General features: G+C 69.3%; 16 protein-coding genes and 1 tRNA gene. 9 read left to right on the top strand and 8 right to left on the bottom strand.

Annotated elements, in window-relative coordinates; all coding sequences use genetic code 11:
• Nucleotides 1-150 precede the first annotated feature (150 nt).
• Nucleotides 151-810 (bottom strand): response regulator, encoded by a 660-nt coding sequence (locus ACFQ4H_RS16965; protein ID WP_377571995.1) that lies wholly within the window; start codon nt 808-810, stop codon nt 151-153.
• Between the two features lie 284 nt (nt 811-1,094).
• On the opposite strand from ACFQ4H_RS16965, the gene ACFQ4H_RS16960 reads away from it, so the two are divergent.
• Complete coding sequence (locus ACFQ4H_RS16960) at nt 1,095-2,663, top strand: multicopper oxidase family protein (RefSeq protein ID WP_377571942.1); 1,569 nt, start codon at nt 1,095-1,097, stop codon at nt 2,661-2,663.
• Here the strand turns inward: ACFQ4H_RS16960 and ACFQ4H_RS16955 are convergent.
• A complete protein-coding gene (locus ACFQ4H_RS16955; protein WP_377571941.1) occupies nt 2,648-3,133 on the bottom strand; it encodes a hypothetical protein in 486 nt (161 codons plus the stop codon). The two genes, ACFQ4H_RS16960 and ACFQ4H_RS16955, sit on opposite strands and share 16 nt — an antisense overlap.
• Between ACFQ4H_RS16955 and ACFQ4H_RS16950 the strand changes: the two genes are divergently transcribed.
• A tRNA-Gly gene (locus ACFQ4H_RS16950) sits at nt 3,104-3,176 on the top strand. The genes ACFQ4H_RS16955 and ACFQ4H_RS16950 overlap by 30 nt on opposite strands.
• A 27-nt stretch (nt 3,177-3,203) precedes the next feature.
• Here the strand turns inward: ACFQ4H_RS16950 and ACFQ4H_RS16945 are convergent.
• Nucleotides 3,204-3,761 (bottom strand): GNAT family N-acetyltransferase, encoded by a 558-nt coding sequence (locus ACFQ4H_RS16945; RefSeq protein ID WP_377571940.1) that lies wholly within the window; start codon nt 3,759-3,761, stop codon nt 3,204-3,206.
• 220 nt (nt 3,762-3,981) lie between these two features.
• Between ACFQ4H_RS16945 and ACFQ4H_RS16940 the strand changes: the two genes are divergently transcribed.
• From ACFQ4H_RS16940 to ACFQ4H_RS16930, 3 genes are all read left to right on the top strand, one after another.
• Nucleotides 3,982-5,568: an FAD-dependent oxidoreductase gene (locus ACFQ4H_RS16940; RefSeq protein ID WP_377571994.1), complete on the top strand. Its 1,587-nt coding sequence runs from the start codon at nt 3,982-3,984 to the stop codon at nt 5,566-5,568.
• Nucleotides 5,569-6,152: 584 nt separating this feature from the next.
• On the top strand, nt 6,153-6,878 hold the full coding sequence (locus ACFQ4H_RS16935) for an alpha/beta fold hydrolase (protein WP_377571939.1): 726 nt from the start codon (nt 6,153-6,155) through the stop codon (nt 6,876-6,878).
• Between the two features lie 140 nt (nt 6,879-7,018).
• Nucleotides 7,019-7,882, top strand: coding sequence for a hypothetical protein (locus tag ACFQ4H_RS16930; protein WP_377571938.1), 864 nt, complete (start codon nt 7,019-7,021; stop codon nt 7,880-7,882).
• Between the two features lie 8 nt (nt 7,883-7,890).
• Here the strand turns inward: ACFQ4H_RS16930 and ACFQ4H_RS16925 are convergent, their stop codons facing one another.
• The 4 genes from ACFQ4H_RS16925 to ACFQ4H_RS16910 form a co-directional block, all read right to left on the bottom strand.
• A complete protein-coding gene (locus tag ACFQ4H_RS16925) occupies nt 7,891-8,691 on the bottom strand; it encodes a fasciclin domain-containing protein (protein ID WP_377571937.1) in 801 nt (266 codons plus the stop codon).
• 114 nt (nt 8,692-8,805) lie between these two features.
• Entirely contained in the window at nt 8,806-10,914 is a 2,109-nt protein-coding gene (locus ACFQ4H_RS16920; protein ID WP_377571936.1) for a M14 family zinc carboxypeptidase, read from the bottom strand.
• Between the two features lie 190 nt (nt 10,915-11,104).
• Nucleotides 11,105-11,761 (bottom strand): response regulator transcription factor, encoded by a 657-nt coding sequence (locus ACFQ4H_RS16915; protein WP_377571935.1) that lies wholly within the window; start codon nt 11,759-11,761, stop codon nt 11,105-11,107.
• 270 nt (nt 11,762-12,031) lie between these two features.
• A complete protein-coding gene (locus tag ACFQ4H_RS16910; protein ID WP_377571934.1) occupies nt 12,032-12,742 on the bottom strand; it encodes an alpha/beta hydrolase in 711 nt (236 codons plus the stop codon).
• 110 nt (nt 12,743-12,852) lie between these two features.
• Here ACFQ4H_RS16910 and yidD point away from each other — a divergent pair, with 110 nt between their 5' ends.
• Nucleotides 12,853-13,245 (top strand): membrane protein insertion efficiency factor YidD, encoded by a 393-nt coding sequence (yidD, locus tag ACFQ4H_RS16905; RefSeq protein WP_377571933.1) that lies wholly within the window; start codon nt 12,853-12,855, stop codon nt 13,243-13,245.
• Between the two features lie 133 nt (nt 13,246-13,378).
• Nucleotides 13,379-13,849, top strand: coding sequence for a macro domain-containing protein (locus ACFQ4H_RS16900; protein WP_377571993.1), 471 nt, complete (start codon nt 13,379-13,381; stop codon nt 13,847-13,849).
• 84 nt (nt 13,850-13,933) lie between these two features.
• On the opposite strand, the gene ACFQ4H_RS16895 is transcribed toward ACFQ4H_RS16900, so the two are convergent.
• A complete protein-coding gene (locus tag ACFQ4H_RS16895) occupies nt 13,934-14,284 on the bottom strand; it encodes a DoxX family protein (protein WP_377571932.1) in 351 nt (116 codons plus the stop codon).
• 116 nt (nt 14,285-14,400) lie between these two features.
• Here ACFQ4H_RS16895 and ACFQ4H_RS16890 point away from each other — a divergent pair, with 116 nt between their 5' ends.
• Both ACFQ4H_RS16890 and ACFQ4H_RS16885 read left to right on the top strand, forming a co-directional pair.
• Nucleotides 14,401-15,351: a LysR family transcriptional regulator gene (locus ACFQ4H_RS16890; RefSeq protein ID WP_377571931.1), complete on the top strand. Its 951-nt coding sequence runs from the start codon at nt 14,401-14,403 to the stop codon at nt 15,349-15,351.
• Entirely contained in the window at nt 15,348-16,175 is an 828-nt protein-coding gene (locus ACFQ4H_RS16885; RefSeq protein ID WP_377571930.1) for a hypothetical protein, read from the top strand. Before ACFQ4H_RS16890 ends, ACFQ4H_RS16885 begins: the two co-directional genes overlap by 4 nt.
• The last annotated feature ends 65 nt before the right edge of the window (nt 16,176-16,240 follow it).

Below are 16,240 nucleotides of genomic sequence, written 5' to 3'. Positions count from 1 at the left end.
GGCCCTCGTCGACGGCGCTGGGGTGAACGACTTCCACCCGTACCTGACCGTCGACGGTGAGCTGTGGTGGAGTCTCGGGAACCGGACCGAAATAAACGGCCAGCCGCTCCGGCCCGCGCCGACCGGTGTGGCCCCGCCGGGTGACGTCGGTCAGGAGAGCCGGGCCAGACCGGTCTCGTAGGCGACGACCACCAGGTGCGACCGGTCACGTACCCCGAGCTTGCCTATCGCCCGACCGACGTGGGTCCGGGCGGTGGCCGGGCTCATCGACAGTCGCTCGCCGATCTCGTCGTTCGTCAAGCCGGCCGCGACCAGCCGTACCACTTCCCGCTCCCGGGCCGTGAGCACCGACAGGCGCACCTCGTCCGTCCGTCGTACCGGTGGCGCATCTACGAAACCCGTGATCACCGCCCTGGTCGCGGCGGGGGAGAGCAGGGCCTCACCCTTCGCGACCAGGTGTACGGCCTCGCGGAGCCGGTCCGGGCGGACGTCCTTGGTCAGGAAGCCGCAGGCTCCGGCGCGGAGCGCGGCGAAGACGTACTCGTCCAGCTCGTAGGTGGTGAGTGCGACGACGCGCACCCCGGAGAGGTCCGGATCGGCGACGATGCGCCGGGTCGCCTCGATCCCCCCGACCAGTGGCATCCGGATGTCCATCAGCACAACGTCCGGGCGGTGGGTACGGGTCAGTTCCACCGCCTCCGCGCCGTCGGCCGCCTCGCCGACCACGGTGATGTCGTCGTCGAGTTCCAGCAGGGTCCGGAGTCCGGTACGGACCAGCGGCTGGTCGTCGGCCAGCAGGACCTGGACCATGACACACCTCCCCGTCGGCAGTTGGGCGGCGACGGTGGAGCCTCCGTCGCGGGCGTTACCGGCCGGGAACCCGCGCCGGGCGGTCACGCGTTCGCCCGCGCATGTCGATCGGTCCGTGACCGGTGGCCGGGGTTCCCCGACGCCCACCCCATTGTCGGTCACCCGATCCGTACGCCGGACGACCGGTAGGCGATCTCCACAGCCGACCCGTACGTCCAGATGCGTAGTCGGACGTCGCTGAGGTGCGGATGTCCGGCGGCGGCGGCGTGGTTACGGTCGATGGCGTGGGTGACAGGGTGCCGCGACGTCGGTTGTTGCGATGGGGGCTCGGCGGGATCACCGGCCTGGCGTTGCCGGCGGTGGTCGCCACCGGAGCGGGCGTACGGCTTGCCATGACCGCCGGGCACCGGAGCCCGCCGGTTCGCCGGTTCGCCGTTGCGCTGCCGGTCCCGCCGGTGCTGCGCCCGGTCGCCACGGAAGGTGGAACCGACCGGTACGAGGTGCGCCAGTTGCCGGCCGAGGTGGAGATCCTCCCCGGCCTGCCCACCCCCATCTGGGGTTACGAGGGCATCTTCCCGGGCCCCACGATCGAGGCCCGTAGCGGCCGGCCGGTCGCCGTCCGGCACCGCAACCACCTGACCGTGCCGACCGTGGTGCACCTGCACGGTGGCGTGACACCGGCTGACTCCGACGGGTATCCGCTGGACCTGGTCCTGCCGGTCGGCCGGCACGACTGGCCCGGGCACCACGTACCGGACGGTCCGGGTGGTCCCGGCGGCACCGCCGGGCTGGCGCACGGCCAGCGCGTCTACCGGTACCCGAACCAGCAACCGGCCGCGACGCTCTGGTACCACGATCATCGGATGGACTTCACCGGCCCGCAGGTCTGCCGGGGGCTGGCCGGCTTCTATCTGCTGCGGGACGAGGCCGAGGAGAACCTGCCACTGCCCCGGGGCGAACGCGAGCTACCGCTGATGATCTGCGACCGCCTCTTCAACGAGGACGGGTCGTTCTTCTATCCGTCGCTCGACCCGGAGCTGCGTGATCGACCCGGCGTACACGCGCTCTTCGCCGACGGGGTGCGCGGCGACACGATCCTGGTCAACGGTGTCCCGTGGCCGTTCGTGCCGGTTGACGGTGCCCGCTACCGGTTGCGGATCCTCAATGCGTCCAATGCGCGCAGCTACCACCTGCACCTGGATCCGCCGCCACCCGGTGGTGCCGGTCTGGTCCAGATTGGCAGCGATGTGGGGCTGCTGCCACGGCCGGTGGCGCACGATTCCCTGTACGTCGGGCCGGGGGAGCGCTACGACGTGGTCGTCGACTTCTCCCGGTATCCGCCGGGAACGTCGGTCCTGCTCGGGAACGGGGCCGGCGATGGTCCGACCGCCGAGGTGCTCCGCTTCGACGTGGGTCCACGGGTGGTCGACGACTCGGCCATTCCGGAACGGCTCGGGCCTGATCTGGAACCGCTCGATGTGGCCGGGGCGGTGACCACCCGTACCTTCCGGTTCCTGGGTGGCCAGGGCGGGCTGCCGGCAACGATCAACCTGCGGACCTTCGAGCCCGACCGGCTCGACGCCCGGGTACGACTCGGCAGCACCGAGATCTGGCGGATCACAGTGGACCCCGAGCATCCGTTCCACCTGCATCTTGGTCATTTCCGGATCGTCGACCGCAACGGCGTACCGCCGGAGCCGCAGGACGGTGGCTGGAAGGACACCGTCCAGGTCCGCGCCGGCGAGGTGCGGATCGCCGTACGGTTCACCGGCCATCCGGGCCGGTACGTGTTGCACTGTCACAACCTGGAGCACGGGGACATGATGATGATGGCGAACTACGAGGTCGTCTGATGCGTATCCGGATCGCCGCGTGGTTGGCGCTGGTCGCCGAGGTTGGTCACCTCGTTGCCGCATGGACGGAGGCGACGGCGTGGCCGCTGATCAGTGGCGTCCATGTCGTCGTCGCAGCCGGGTTCGGTCTGGTCTTCGCGGGACTGATGAAGCCACAGCCGCGTCGCCGATGGGTCCACTGCGGGCGGGTGCTTGCCGTCGCGTTGCCGGTGTCGTGGCTGCTGACCCGCACCCTCGGGTTGCCGACCTACCTCACGTTCACCAGGCTCACCGTCGAACCGGTGGGCGTGCTGGTCACCGGGCTCGAACTGGCGCTCGCCGCCGTACTCCTTGTCAGGCTCCCGTCCGGCGTTCGTAGCGGCGGTGAGGAAGGCCCGGTCACGGCCCCGGAGGGTGGTGTTAAGGTTCTTCCCGGTCACCGGGGAAGCTCCGGAGGACGAGCGGACGTAGCGCAGCTGGTAGCGCATCACCTTGCCAAGGTGAGGGTCGCGGGTTCGAATCCCGTCGTCCGCTCGCAGACACCTTCAGCGGATGCGCCGGTCAGGTCCGCCGACGACGGTCCGCAGCGCCGTCCGTCAGCTCCTCGGGTAGCAGGTCCATGAGCAGACCGTCGTGCCAGGTGCCGTCCGGTCCACGTTCGTAGCGGCGCATGACTCCGACCGGCCGGAAACCGACCTTCTCGTAGCAGCGTATGGCGGCGGTGTTGTCCACCGCCGGATCGATCACGATCCGGTGGTGACCGTACGCGTCGATGAGGTGCCGGGCGAGGGTGCGAACGGCGTCGGTACCGATGCCCTGACCGTGCACCGACGGGTCGAGATAGATGTCGATGTTGGCGTGGCGGTAGTCCGGCTCGTCCTCGGCACCCCACTGGATCGCGCCGACGATGCGCTCGCCGTCGATGACGGTCAGCAGGTGGACCTCCGGATCGTGCAGGTCGCGGGCGACTTCGGCGGCGAGGTCCGTACCGCCCCAACGTCGGTGGACCTCCGGTTTCGCCCGGATCGCGGTCAGCGCGGGCACGTCGCCCTCCGTCGTCGGTCGGAGCGTCACGAGTGCGCCGCGCAGGCTGGTGGCCTCGGGGGGTTCGCTCGACATGTCGGGGACGCTACCAGCGGCCGGTTGCGGACGGTGGCTGTCGGTTACCGCTGCTCCGGCACCGCCGGCCCGGTCTTCGCCTCGATGGGTTCCTCGGGTCGAGGCGGATTCGTGACGTCGGGAACCCAACCCTGTTGTTTGCCATTTCGGCAAAGAAGCTCGCCGGATCGGGGGAGGGTGCGCATTGTGGGCACAGGCGACGAACGAGGGGGAGTACGCGGTGGACGAGACGTACGACGTGGTGGTGGTAGGCGGTGGGGCCGCCGGGCTCAATGGTGCCCTGGCGCTCGTACGGGCGCGGCGGTCGGTCCTGGTGGTGGATGCCGGCGAGCCCCGGAACGCACCGGCCGGACACGTACACAACTACCTGGCCCGGGAGGGCACGCCACCCGCCGACCTGGTGGCGACCGGTCGGGATGAGGTGGCCCGGTACGGCGGCGAGATCGTCGACGGGAGGGTCAGGGACGCGACCCGGGCGGGCGACGGCTTCCTGGTGACGCTGGACGACGGGCGCAGCGTCCGGGCGCGGCGACTGCTCGTGACGACCGGACTGGTTGACGAACTGCCTGAGGTGCCGGGGGTGGCGCAGCGGTGGGGGCGTGACGTGCTGCACTGCCCGTACTGCCACGGGTGGGAGGTCCGGGACCGACGTATCGGCGTCCTGGCCACCGGGCCGATGGCCGTGCACCAGGCCGACCTTTGGCGGCAGTGGAGCGAGCACGTGCTGCTTCTGCTGCACGGTGTTCCGGCGCCGGGTGCCGAGGAGGCCGAGCGGCTGGCGGCGCGCGGGATCACCGTCGTGGACGGCCCGGTCGCGGGGGTGGAGGTCGCCGACGACACCCTGACCGGGGTACGGCTGGCCTCGGGCGAGGTCGTCGCACTCGACGCGGTGGTCGTCGCGCCACGGTTCACCGCCCGGGCAGGCATGTTGGCGTCGCTCGGTCTCGAACCGGTCGACGTGGAGATGGGCGGGCACGTCGTCGGCAGCCAGGTCCCCGCCGACCCGACCGGGGCCACGGCGGTGCCCGGCGTGTGGGTGGCCGGCAACGTGGCGGACGTACGCGCCCAGGTGATCACGGCTGCCGCAGCCGGTCTGGCTGCCGGCGCGGCGATCAACGCCGACCTCGTGGCCGAGGAGTCCCGCGACGCGGTGGACGCCTACCGACACCGGGTGCGGACCATGTTCGAGGAGGCCGCCTGGGAGGAGCGTTACCGTAGCCGGCCGGCGATCTGGAGTGGCCGCCCGAACCCGCAGCTCGTCGCCGAGGCCGCCGGGCTGACCCCCGGCCGGGCCCTCGACGTCGGCTGCGGCGAGGGTGCCGATGCCGTCTGGCTCGCTGACCGGGGCTGGCAGGTCACCGGGGTCGACATCTCGGCGACCGCGCTTGAGCGGGGCGCCGCCCATGCCGCAGCCGCCGGTGCGCAGATAGCCGACCGTATCGAGTGGACACGGGCGGACCTGCGCCAGCAGCCGCCCGCCGAGGGCGCCTACGACCTTGTGTCAGCGCAGTTCATGCACCTGCCGGGTGACGCGCGGCGGGAACTGTTCACGCGACTCGCTGCTGCGGTGGCTTTTGGCGGCACCCTGCTGATCGTCGGGCACCACCCGTCCGACCTGCGTACGACGGCGCACCGGATGCACTTTCCGGACATGATGTTCACCGGTGAGGAGGTCGCCGCCTCGCTCGACCCCACCACCTGGGAGGTGGTGTCCGCCGATGCCCGGCCGCGCTCGGTGGTGGACCCCGAGGGGCGGGACATCACCATCCACGACGCGGTCCTGGTCGCCCGTCGTCGCCGTACGTAGACGAGTAGTTCCGAAATCTGGCCGGTTCCCGGCGGTCAGGGAAGGCCGCCGTAGAGGCTGTCGAGTTGCCTCGTCTACGCTCCCGCCTTTCACCCCGGTCTACCCCGGCACCTGGCGGGCGCTCTCGCGGATGGACATCGTCCTGGACACGGAACTTCCCGAGACGACGCACGCCGATACCAGCAGCCCACCCCGGTGTCGACCCCGTAGCAGTCGGCCACCTCGTGCGAATCCTGACCACCGATGTCGCAACGGCTTGCCCCGCTTGTGCGCCCAGCTCGACAGCCAGCAGACCTCCTCACCCCCCGGTATCGGCGGCGGAAACAACAACAGTTACGCGACACCCGACGAGTAGTCACGAAACCCGGTCAGTGGCCGTCGACGGCCAGGTCCAGGTTCTGCATCACAACACGATCCTGGACGCCCTGCCCATGCCCTCCCCATGCCCGAACATCGACCTCTGACTTCGGAACTACTCGTCTAGCGCGTGAACCAAATGCGCGACAAAGGTGCGCGGACCGGTCGGACCAGAAGGGGGCATATCGACTTGACTGGATGGTTGTGTCGACTTATAGGATCGAGTCATGTCGCATTACCACAACGTGGAACTTGGGCACGTACGGCTTGCGTACCGGATGGTCGAGGCTGGTCCGCATGCCCGGGCCGACGCGGTACCGATGGTCCTGTTGCACGGCGGCGGCGGCGACGGCACCACCTGGGACGACCTGGTTCCCGGCTTCGCGCAGCACCGGACGGTCTATGTGCCCGACCTGCGTGGAATGGGCCGTAGCGAGCGGGTCGGGCCCTACTCGCTGACCGGTATGCGTGACGACCTGCTGGGCCTGCTGGACGAGACCAAACTGGACCGCGTGATCCTGGTCGGGCACTCGCTGGGCGGTTTCGTCGCGATGCTGATGGCGCAACTGGCGACTGCGCGGGTGGCCGCCCTGGTGCTCGAGGAGTGCCCGCCCCCGGTGCCGCTCGGCCTGGCGATTCCGACCGGGTTAGACGAGTCGGCACCGTTCTACGACCGGGAGATACGGCCTTCCGTACTTTCCGAGCTCAACGCTCCCGACCCGGCCTGGTGGGAGGGGCTTGCCACGCTCGACGTGCCGACGCTGGTGTTGGCCGGCGGGTCGGCCAGTCATGTGTCGCAGGAGGAGATGGCCCGGATGGCCGATCGTCTTCCCGCCGGGCGTCTACTCACGATTCCGGCGGGGCATCAGATCCATCGCGACGCACCAGGGGCCTTCACCGCAGCCGTGGAATCCTTCCTGGCGGCTCTGGGGCAGAGCCGCTTCGTCGAATAGGGCGCTCGGGGACCGCTCTCGGCCAGCCGGCCGGTGGTTGGCAGCGGGAGCTACGGTGATCCACCAGCGCGCGACGGCAGCTTCTGCCGTACCTGTCGGGGCGCTGCCATGCGACAGGACCGAACGGGAAGGGACGACCCATGACCGGATACCTCGCCGACGACCGCCTACGGGCCTTCGGGCAGCCGGCCCGGGTGACGGTCTGGCCCGACCGCGACTCGGTGCTGTGCATCGGTGACGCGGAGGTCCTCCTCAGGATCGTCGAGCGGGATGGCTGGTTCGTCGTGGAGAAGCAGGACCGGGGCGGCGCGTGGTACCGGCAGATGACCAGCGAGTGGCTGGAGGTGGCACGACGCTACCTCCTCTGGGAGATCGGTGGCTGGGTGCAGAGCGCCGCAGGTCGGCAGCCGGTGCGGTCCTCGCCGGACGAGCCCCTGCGGGACGGCTTCACCCTGACCGACCAGGGGCCCGCCGGGCCGGTGCTGCACTGGATCGAGCCGGCCGGTAGCCGATCCGCATCCTTTCCGAGTGCCCGCTGGCTCTCCACCGCCAAGCGGTTCGCCAGCTTCGCCGACCTGCCGGAAGGGGCGATCGTGGACCGGCTCGGCAGTGTCCGGACACCGCCGTCAGGGGTACCGCCGACCGCGGTGCCGGCCGGTGCGCCGCAGCCGGGTGCGGGTGATCCCGTCGGGGTCGGGGGCGATCCTGCGGATGTCGAGGATGAGCGGCGGCAACGGCGGCTGGTCGACTGGGGCATCGAACTGTTCCGCCGGATCGCCCCGGACATCGAGCTCGGACATCGGCTACTGCCGGAGGACGACGCCGTTGTCGTCTTCCATCGCGGGCGAGGAGGCGGCTCGATCTACGTTGCGGCCGATGAGAGCGTGCTGTTCATGGCCTCCGCCGTGCCACCGCACGAGGCGGTGGAGATGTTTCGGTCCGGTCTGCGCACACCGGTCGAGCGGTTCGTCGATCGACGTAGGTCACCTGCGGACCAAGGGTAGGTACCCGATCAGTGGGCCCGGTGGCCGCTGCCGTCGGCGGTGGTGGGAAGTTTGCCGAGGACCTTGTTGATGATGTGGATCCTCGCGTTGGTGGCCCGGTAGTCCACGCAGAGGGTTGCGGCGTCCGCACCGAGCTGCGCCATCGCATCCGTACGGGTGACCGTGACGGACGCGCCGTCGAGGGTGGTGACGCTGCCGGCGGCCACCAGGTCGGCCAGCGAGCGGCTGCCGTCGACGACGTGTGCCTTGAGCAGGTCGCGCAGTTCGTCCCTACGCTTCAGGAACAGTTCGTCGAGGTTGTCCTCGGAGAACTTCCGGTTGAACGCGTCGTCGGTCGGTGCGAGGATCGTCAGACCCTTCATCGCCCGAAGTTCGTCAGCCAGCCCGGATGCCCGCAGTGCCGCCTCGAACGTGGTGAGGACCGGGAGCCATTGCAGTGCCACGTCCACGGGTTCGCCGGTGAGCGCCGCCGGGTTTCCCGGATCGGTGCCGGAAGGCAACATTTCGCACAGCGGTCCGGTCACGCTCGCCGCCCCCGCCGAGTTGCTGGCCGCCGTCGAGCCCTCCGTCGCCCCGGCCCGGGGTTCGTCACCGGAACAGCCGGTGGCCAACACCGTCACGGCCAACGCCGCCACGGCCAGGCGCAAGGTGGTGTGTGCCCGGACGCGTCGGACCCGGGTACGCCGGGCGGCATGCCCGGTGGCGCCGACCCGACCGGTGACGCTGGCCGGATCGATAGTGCCGGCCGGATCGGTAATGCCGGCCCGACCGGTGGTGCCGGACTGACGGGAGGGGAACAGGGCGGACACGGTTTCCTCCAGGGGCGACTCGTACCGGTGCCGTACCGGCCGGCCGGGCGCGGACCCGACCTGCCGGTACGGCTACTTGGTGTGGTGCTCGATCAGATCACCGGTGCCGGCTGCTCACAGCCCCGCACACTGGCCGGATCGGGGCCCGGAAACCGTGTTCCGCAGCTCCAGGTTGGTCGGTGCCGGCGAGTTCGACGCACAGCTCAGCGGACCGTTGACGGTGTTGCCGGCGACGAACGGAACGTCGCCACCGGTGCGGTTCGCGGCCAGGTCGACCGGGCCGGAGACCTTGTTGTCGATCAGCGAGACCGCGTTGGTGACGTTGGTGACGCGTACCGGGCCGTGCACCGTGTTTCCGGAGAGGAAGAATCCGGCAGCTCCGGCGGCGTTGATCGGGCCGTTGAACGACGAGCCCGTCGCGACCAGGGTGGCTCCCGGCGCTACGGTGACCGGGCCGTTCACGCTCGCCCCGGACAGGCAGGCGAAACCGGTGACGGTCAGCGGTCCGTTGTGCCGGCCGGTCAGGGTCGGGTAGACCCGGTCGCCGTCGACCAGTTTCTCGACGCCTGCGCCGTCGAGCAGCAGCGGGATCAGCCCGCGCTCCGGCTGGGCCAGCGGCACGATGTACCCGCCGGAGGTCTTCACGACCTTCCAGCCGTGCGCGGCCAGCCGCTGCGCGACCGTGGTGCGCTTACCGGCCGGACCGTCGGTCCGCTCACCGTGGTACTGCTCCTCGGTGAGCCGGTACGCACAGGGCGCGTTCTCGAGGATCCGCGACGGCAGGGGAGCATCGGCCGGCGGGACGGCGTCACCCGGGTGCGGTGCCGGGTGTGCCGGGATCTCGTGCGAGCCACGGAAGACGATCCGGCCGTCGTTCACGCTCTGGAACTTGATCGCCTCGCCCCGGGTCTGCTTGATCGCGCTCAGGCTGGCCCGGTGGTAGTCGAGGAACTGCTGGAAGGTCCAGACCGCGGAGTAGGTCTTGCGGCGCCGGTTGTTCGCCGTGTTGCCCTCGTCGGGCCGGGTGACCCCACCGGAGCTGCGCAGCTCGAGCAGGGAGTTCACGACGTTCTTCAGACCCAGGGTGTTACGCAGGATGGTCTCCTCGCCCAGCCCCACGTTGCCGCCGCCGACGCAGCCGTACGGGCAGGCCCACCAGCCGTCCTTCGCGCCCTGCTCGTACATGTGGCCTTCGATCATGTTCATCGACTCGTCGAAGATGCCCTTGGCCACGTTCTGGTGCCGTGGCGGCAGCATCGGCAGGTCACCGGCGCTGCTGTTGCCGTACTCGTGTCCGTCGTAGCCGGCCACCGGCCGGTACTCCTTCAGCATCTTCACGAACGCGAAGGTCTCCGGCTGGCGGATGAGCGAGTAGTCGCGGTTGAGGTCCTGTCCGGCGTTGTTGCCCCGGGTGTTGGCAGCGCGGCCGTCACCGTTGATGGTCGGGACGATGAGGACCGTGGTGTTCGACAGCAGGTCGATCGTCCGGACATCCTGGCCGAAGGCGAGCTGACGCGCCATGATCAGGCAGGCCTCGCGGTCACCCGGCTCGTTGCCGTGCACGTTGCAGTTGATCAGCAGCGGCGAGGTCGCGGCGACCGCCTCCGGCGTGGCCGGCGGCTTCGGGTAGCCGAAGACCAGCATGTTGATCGGCCGGTCGAGAATGGTACGACCGATCTCCACCGTCCGGACCCGGTCGCTGAGTCCGTCGATCGTGGCCGTGTAGGCGTACTCGTTGACGTCGCTGGTGTACTGGGCGGCGCGGCTGGTCTCCCACTGGGTGCGCAGGTTCTCGCCCGGCACGTTCGGGTCGCCCCACGGTTGGCGGGTCGTGCCGGACACCGGGGCCGAGTACGGCTGCGCGGTGGTCCCGAACCGGGCGCGTACCCGCCACTGGAACCGGTCGCCGGGGTTGAAGCCCGCGTCGGCGAACGTCGGTGCCTCGGGGTTGACCTGACGGTTCGGCCGCCAGACGCCGGTGATCACCGGTGCGCCCGTGGCGACGTCCTGGTCGTCCACCGGGGTACGTTCGATCTGGTAGTCGGTGGCGCCTTCCAGCGGGGTCCACTTCAGGGTGGCGTAGCCATCGGCCTGCACCACCGTCAGGCCCTGGACCTGGTTCGGTTCCGCAGCCGCCTGGACGCTGTCCTGAGTGGATGGTGCCGGATTGCCGTGCGCCGCTCCTGGTACGGCCGTCACCGCCAGCGCGGCAGCCAACAGCACAGGGAGAGCGGTCAGTACTCTTCGTCGATGTATCACGGGGCCTCCAACCGGGTTTGGTCGAGCAGGTGCAGACAGCAGACGCCAACCGCCCGGCTCGACCTCGGCAGCACACGGATTCTTGAGGATCATCTGAGACTTGTGGTCACCCGAGCAACCAGTCCGTCGCGCTGCGTTTTCAATCTACGGAAATCTATCTTTCCGTCAGTCGGTAACCCACCCCGCGTACGGTCTGCACCAGACCGGTGACACCCAGCTTGCCGCGAAGGGCTGCAACGTGGACCTCGAGCGTGCGTCCAGCTGCCCAGGTCGTATGCCAGATGTCCAGTAGTAGCCGGTCGCGGGACACGACCGTCCCGGCATGACGGGCCAGCATCGTCAGTAGCTCGAACTCCTTGCGGGTCAGGCTCACCTCCCGATCCGCCACCCACACCCGGCGGGTGCCGGCGTCGATGCGCAGGGAGCCGACCTCGAGCGTCGCCTCGACCCGTGGGGCACGGACCGTACGCCGCATCACCGCCTCGATCCGGGCCAGCAGTTCGGCCATCGAGTACGGCTTCACCACGTAGTCGTCAGCTCCGGACCGCAGCCCGGCCACCCGGTCCCGTTCCTCGGTGCGGGCGGTCACCGCGATGATCGCCACGTCCTCGTTGTCCCGGCGGATCTGTCGGCAGACGTCCAGGCCGTCCCGGTCCGGCAGGTTGAGGTCGAGCAGGACCAGGTCGACCGGGCCGACCTTGACCGCCTCCGCCGCCGTCGTGGCGTGGATGATCGAGTGACCTCGGCGACGCATCGCGGACGACAACGCCGATGCGACTCGCAGGTCGTCCTCCACGAGAAGCACCCGCACCGCAACTCTCCTCGGACCGGCATCAGACAGTTCCTGCGAGTCTGTCGGATCATCGGAGGTCTGACCAGAGCGACGTGTGGATCTTGGCTGCAAGGATGACCTGGTCATACCGTATTCGACGGATGCCGTGGTAATCCCTGCCGAACCGCTTGACCGTGCCGTCGCTGGCGTGGCGGCGCACGGTTGTCACCAGGGCACACCCGGGTCGGCAGTCGGCGGTCACCTGGCTGGTCGAGTACGGCGTCCTGCGACGGGTTCCCGCCCCGGCGGTCAGGTACGGGTCGAGTCGACCCCGCAAACGTCCTGGCGGATCGCCTCCAGCCGTTCGGCCAACTCCTGCGGCCGACCCAGGGCGACCGGGTGGCCACCGTCCATCTCGTCCGGGGTGATGCCCAGCCGACTGGACACCAGGTCCCGCAGGAACTCGATCGGGAAGAACCGGTCACCACGACAGAGCAGCGCCCGGGTCGGCACGTTCGGCCAGGTGTCGAGCGGCCAGGGCTTCTCGAACGGAGTACCGGACTGGTCCCGGGCCCGGCTCGCGGCCTCCTCGATCAGCCGTGGCGGCAGTTCGTGGAAGAAGATGACCCGGGGATCGTCGCTCTCCTCCGGTGACCAGCCCTCGCGTTCCGCCTGGGCCCGTCTCACCTGTTCGTAGCCGGTGTTGCCCCACCATTGGCCTGGCGGTTCGCCGGGCAAGGGCACCATCGGCGTCAGCAGTACGAGCAGATCCGCCTGGACCCGGTCGCACACCAGCGGACCGGTGAACGCCCCGAACGACTGGGCGACGACGACGAGCTCGGTGCGGTCCCCGATCGCCCGGACCGCCGCGTCCGCGTACTCCACCAACCCCGCAGAGTCGTCGTCGCAGGGCAGGTCGACGGTCACCACATCGTGTCCCCGTTCGCGTAGCTGTGCCGCCAACAGGTGCCAGTACCAGGGGCCGCTGCCCGCAGGGGGGATCAACACGTACGTTGCCATTGCCCGTGATCCTCCAGCGACTGGGTAGCGGATAGCCGTGTCTGACACTGTTGCACACCGTCGGGGATCTGATCAGCTATCGGTCGCCGCAGTGGTGGATCATGATGGCCATGCTCAAGCGCATGTGGGAGAGGGCCCGGGAGAACCGGAGGCAGCAGGACCGGTTCGCGAAGACGTACCGGTCCAGGAACCCCGACGGTTGCTGCGACTGCGACTGCGGCGGTCTGGGCCTGTTCTCCACACTGCTGACGCTGGGCTCGGCTGCGGCGGTGGCCACCCGGGCGCCGGTACTGGACCGGGCGGGATCGGCGGCCATCCGGGGTTACCGCAAATGGCTGTCACCGCACTGGCCGGGGCAGTGTCGGTTCACCCCGACATGCGGGGCGTACGGACTGACTGCGGTGGAACGGTACGGGCTGGCGGTCGGGGGTCGGATGGCCGCCGAGCGGGTACGTCGCTGTCGTCCCGAGGTGTCGCGGGGCACCCACGACCCCGTGCGCTGAACGGACGGAGGTTCCGTGCAGTGCACCGCGCTGCGCCACCGACCGTCAGATCCAGACCGGCCTCAACCTCGTCGGACTGCTCCGTTTCCTGCTGGTGCTGTCGTACCGGGCGGGCATACTCGCTGCCGTGACCATGCTGCGGATCATCAAGGGCGATGCGACCAGCCCGCAGGCCAAGGGGCCGAAGGTGATCGCGCACATCTGCAACGACCTCGGCGGCTGGGGCAAGGGCTTCGTGCTGGCGATCTCCAAACGGTGGTCCGAGCCCGAGCGGGACTTCCGCGCATGGCACCGGGGCCGGGCCGGCAACGACTTCGGGCTCGGAGCGACGCGCCTGGTCCGGGTCGACCCCGATGTCTGGGTGGCGAACATGGTCGGCCAACGGGGCATCAGGACCGGCAGCAACGGGCCACCGATCCGCTACGACGCCGTCGAACGCTGCCTCGTGGCACTTTGTGATCAGGTGCTCGCCCTGGAGGCGTCAGTGCACATGCCGCGTATCGGTTGCGGGCTTGCCGGTGGTAGCTGGCAACGGATCGAGCCGATCATCGTCCGTACGCTCTGCGAACGTGGCGTCGCCGTAACCGTCTACGACTTCGCCTGATTCAGCCACCTGCCAGCCGGCACCGTTCCACCGGGTTGGCGCTGTGCGGTCATCAGCACAGCTCCACCTCGATCGTCCTAGTGGTCATCTCGCGATGGCAAGTACGAGAGATGCTGTGGCCAGCGCCAGGTACGCGCCAGGGAACGCAATGTTGTGGAACACGCGGGCGCGGATATGCGCGACTACGGCACCGATGAAGAACAGGACAAGTCCGATTGCGGCGGCGATGCCGATGAATCGGGCACCCAGAAGTCCGACTAGTAGGCCGACAGCCCCGGCTACCTTGAGCGTGGCCAACAACGGGATCCAGGACGGCGGGACATCCACCTCAGCCGAGTTGGCGAGGACGAACCTGGCTCTCGCGAAGTCGGCGATGGCGATTCCACCGTTGGCCAGGATCGTGACGACGGTGACGGATACGTATGCGATGAACATGTACGACCTGCCAAGTCCGTGGATTGTGGGCATTGGCGAGTCGCTGTCGACTGGCCACCACGAGCCTCACCGAGAAGCCCTTTCACGTCCAATACCTGCATCTATAACCTGCTGGAATGGATGTTGACACCCGGCTGTTGCGTTACTTCATCGCCGTGGCGGAAGACGGGAGCCTGACCCATGCCGCAGAACGCCTGTTCGTGTCCCAGCCGGCGCTGACAAAGCAGATCAAGCAGTTGGAAGGCCAGCTCGGTGTGCAGTTGTTCACGCGGTCCCGGGCCGGTATGAGTCTTACTGAGCCCGGCCGGGTCCTGGCGGAACGGGTGCCCGGCCTGCTGGCCGACTGGGATCAGCTGCTCCGGCAGACCAGGAGCACTGCCAGCCAGGCAGCCCGGGTACTGCGGATCGGGTTCGTGGCCAGCGCCGCCAACGAAGGAACCCAGGACATCATCGCGGCGTTCGTACGATGCCGGCCGGGCTGGCGGGTGGACATGCGCCAGGCCACCTGGACGGACCCGACCGCCGGACTGGCCACCGGGGACGTCGACGCCGCCCTGCTGCGGTTGCCCTTTCCCGGCCAGGATGAGCTTCGGGTGGAGGAGTTGTTCACCGAGCCCCGCTGGGTGGCGCTTCCCACGGCACATCCCCTTGCCGCGGGTGAACTGATTCCCTTCCGGGATCTGTGGGACGAGCCGTTCGTGGCGGCTCCACCCGAAACCGGACGGTGGCGGGACTACTGGTTGGCCAGCGACGAACGTGACGGCCACCCGGTCCGCATCGGCGCGGTCACCGATCAGCCCGATGACTGGCTCAGCGCGATCGCCAATGGCTACGGCATCGCCCTCGCCCCGGAATCGTCGGCTCGCTTCTATGCCCGCCCCGGCGTCACGTATCGGCCGGTCAGCGGGGTCAGCCCCAGCCGGGTTGGTGTCGCCTGGGCAACCACCGACGACACCAACCCCGTGGTCCGGGACTTCGTCCGCTGCTGTCTGGCCATCGGCATCCCGGGCGGTCCCGCGAGTCGCGCGGGCGTGACGGGTGTCGGTGACCGAGAATGCTCGACGTGACGACACTGCGCGACGGACAGGGCGGGCATGACGACCAGCGGACCGGGTCCGATGTCGTACGCCGATCCGGCGGGGCCGCGACGCTGTCGGCCGCCACGCTGTCGGCCGCCACGGTTTCGCAGGCGTTGCTGGACTACTACCTGATCCACCCCCAGCGCCCGTACGGTGACCAGCCCACGCAACCAGAGGGCCTCCTCGTCGAGGAGTTCGTGCTCGACGAGGACCATACGGCGGTTCTGCTCAACAGTGCCGGGTGGGCCGTGAGCGATCGCCGCTGGCAGAGTGCGTCCGCCTTCAGCCGTGGCGTACGCGTCGACGCGGACCTGCGTGGTCGAGTGGTCGTCGCTTCCCGGCCCGAGGCCGAAGCCGTCTACGGTCGGCTCGGCGGGGGCGAGTTGCCCGATGAGGACGTGTTGCGCAGCTACTTCCGCGACGGTCAGCCACTGGCCACTTCGGCGCCGCTGCGGCTGGGCCCCGGGCAGGTCACCCCCGGTTTCCACGAGACCCGGGTCCACCGGATCCTGTTCGCCAACGGGCCAGGTGGCCAGGGGCTGGTGAACCTGCGGGTCACCTGGCAGATGACGGTTGCCGACGACGCCGCTGATCCACGGACCAGGGTCATCGGCACCGCGTACCGCCGCGTTGGCGCGGACGCCTTCAGCTGGGACCTGCGCCGGATCAGTCTCGGTTCCGCCTGGTGTCTCGACGTGACCGCGAACCTGGCCAGCGGGTGTGACGACACGATCGGGCCGCTGCTGCGGGAGCTGACGGCCGAGATGCGCAGGCAGGGGCTCATTCCCGTCACGATCGAACGCTTCTCGTGAGGGTCGTCGGTCTGCTCGGCGGTGGCGACTGTCAACAGGAGAAGGGCGATTCGATGGTGGGGGCT

Source organism: Micromonospora sonneratiae (assembly GCF_042679305.1).
Classification (GTDB): domain Bacteria; phylum Actinomycetota; class Actinomycetes; order Mycobacteriales; family Micromonosporaceae; genus Micromonospora_H; species Micromonospora_H sonneratiae.
This window is presented reverse-complemented; position numbering and strand designations above follow the sequence as displayed.

Bases quoted from the DNA above. Each gene is read 5' to 3' on its own strand.
- ACFQ4H_RS16965 (WP_377571995.1), bottom strand. From the start codon at position 810: ATGGTCCAGGTCCTGCTGGCCGACGACCAGCCGCTGGTCCGTACCGGA.
- ACFQ4H_RS16945 (WP_377571940.1), bottom strand. From the start codon at position 3,761: ATGTCGAGCGAACCCCCCGAGGCCACCAGCCTGCGCGGCGCACTCGTG.
- ACFQ4H_RS16935 (WP_377571939.1), top strand. From the start codon at position 6,153: ATGTCGCATTACCACAACGTGGAACTTGGGCACGTACGGCTTGCGTAC.
- ACFQ4H_RS16930 (WP_377571938.1), top strand. From the start codon at position 7,019: ATGACCGGATACCTCGCCGACGACCGCCTACGGGCCTTCGGGCAGCCG.
- ACFQ4H_RS16910 (WP_377571934.1), bottom strand. From the start codon at position 12,742: ATGGCAACGTACGTGTTGATCCCCCCTGCGGGCAGCGGCCCCTGGTAC.
- yidD (WP_377571933.1), top strand. From the start codon at position 12,853: ATGCTCAAGCGCATGTGGGAGAGGGCCCGGGAGAACCGGAGGCAGCAG.
- ACFQ4H_RS16900 (WP_377571993.1), top strand. From the start codon at position 13,379: ATGCTGCGGATCATCAAGGGCGATGCGACCAGCCCGCAGGCCAAGGGG.
- ACFQ4H_RS16895 (WP_377571932.1), bottom strand. From the start codon at position 14,284: ATGTTCATCGCATACGTATCCGTCACCGTCGTCACGATCCTGGCCAAC.
- ACFQ4H_RS16890 (WP_377571931.1), top strand. From the start codon at position 14,401: ATGGATGTTGACACCCGGCTGTTGCGTTACTTCATCGCCGTGGCGGAA.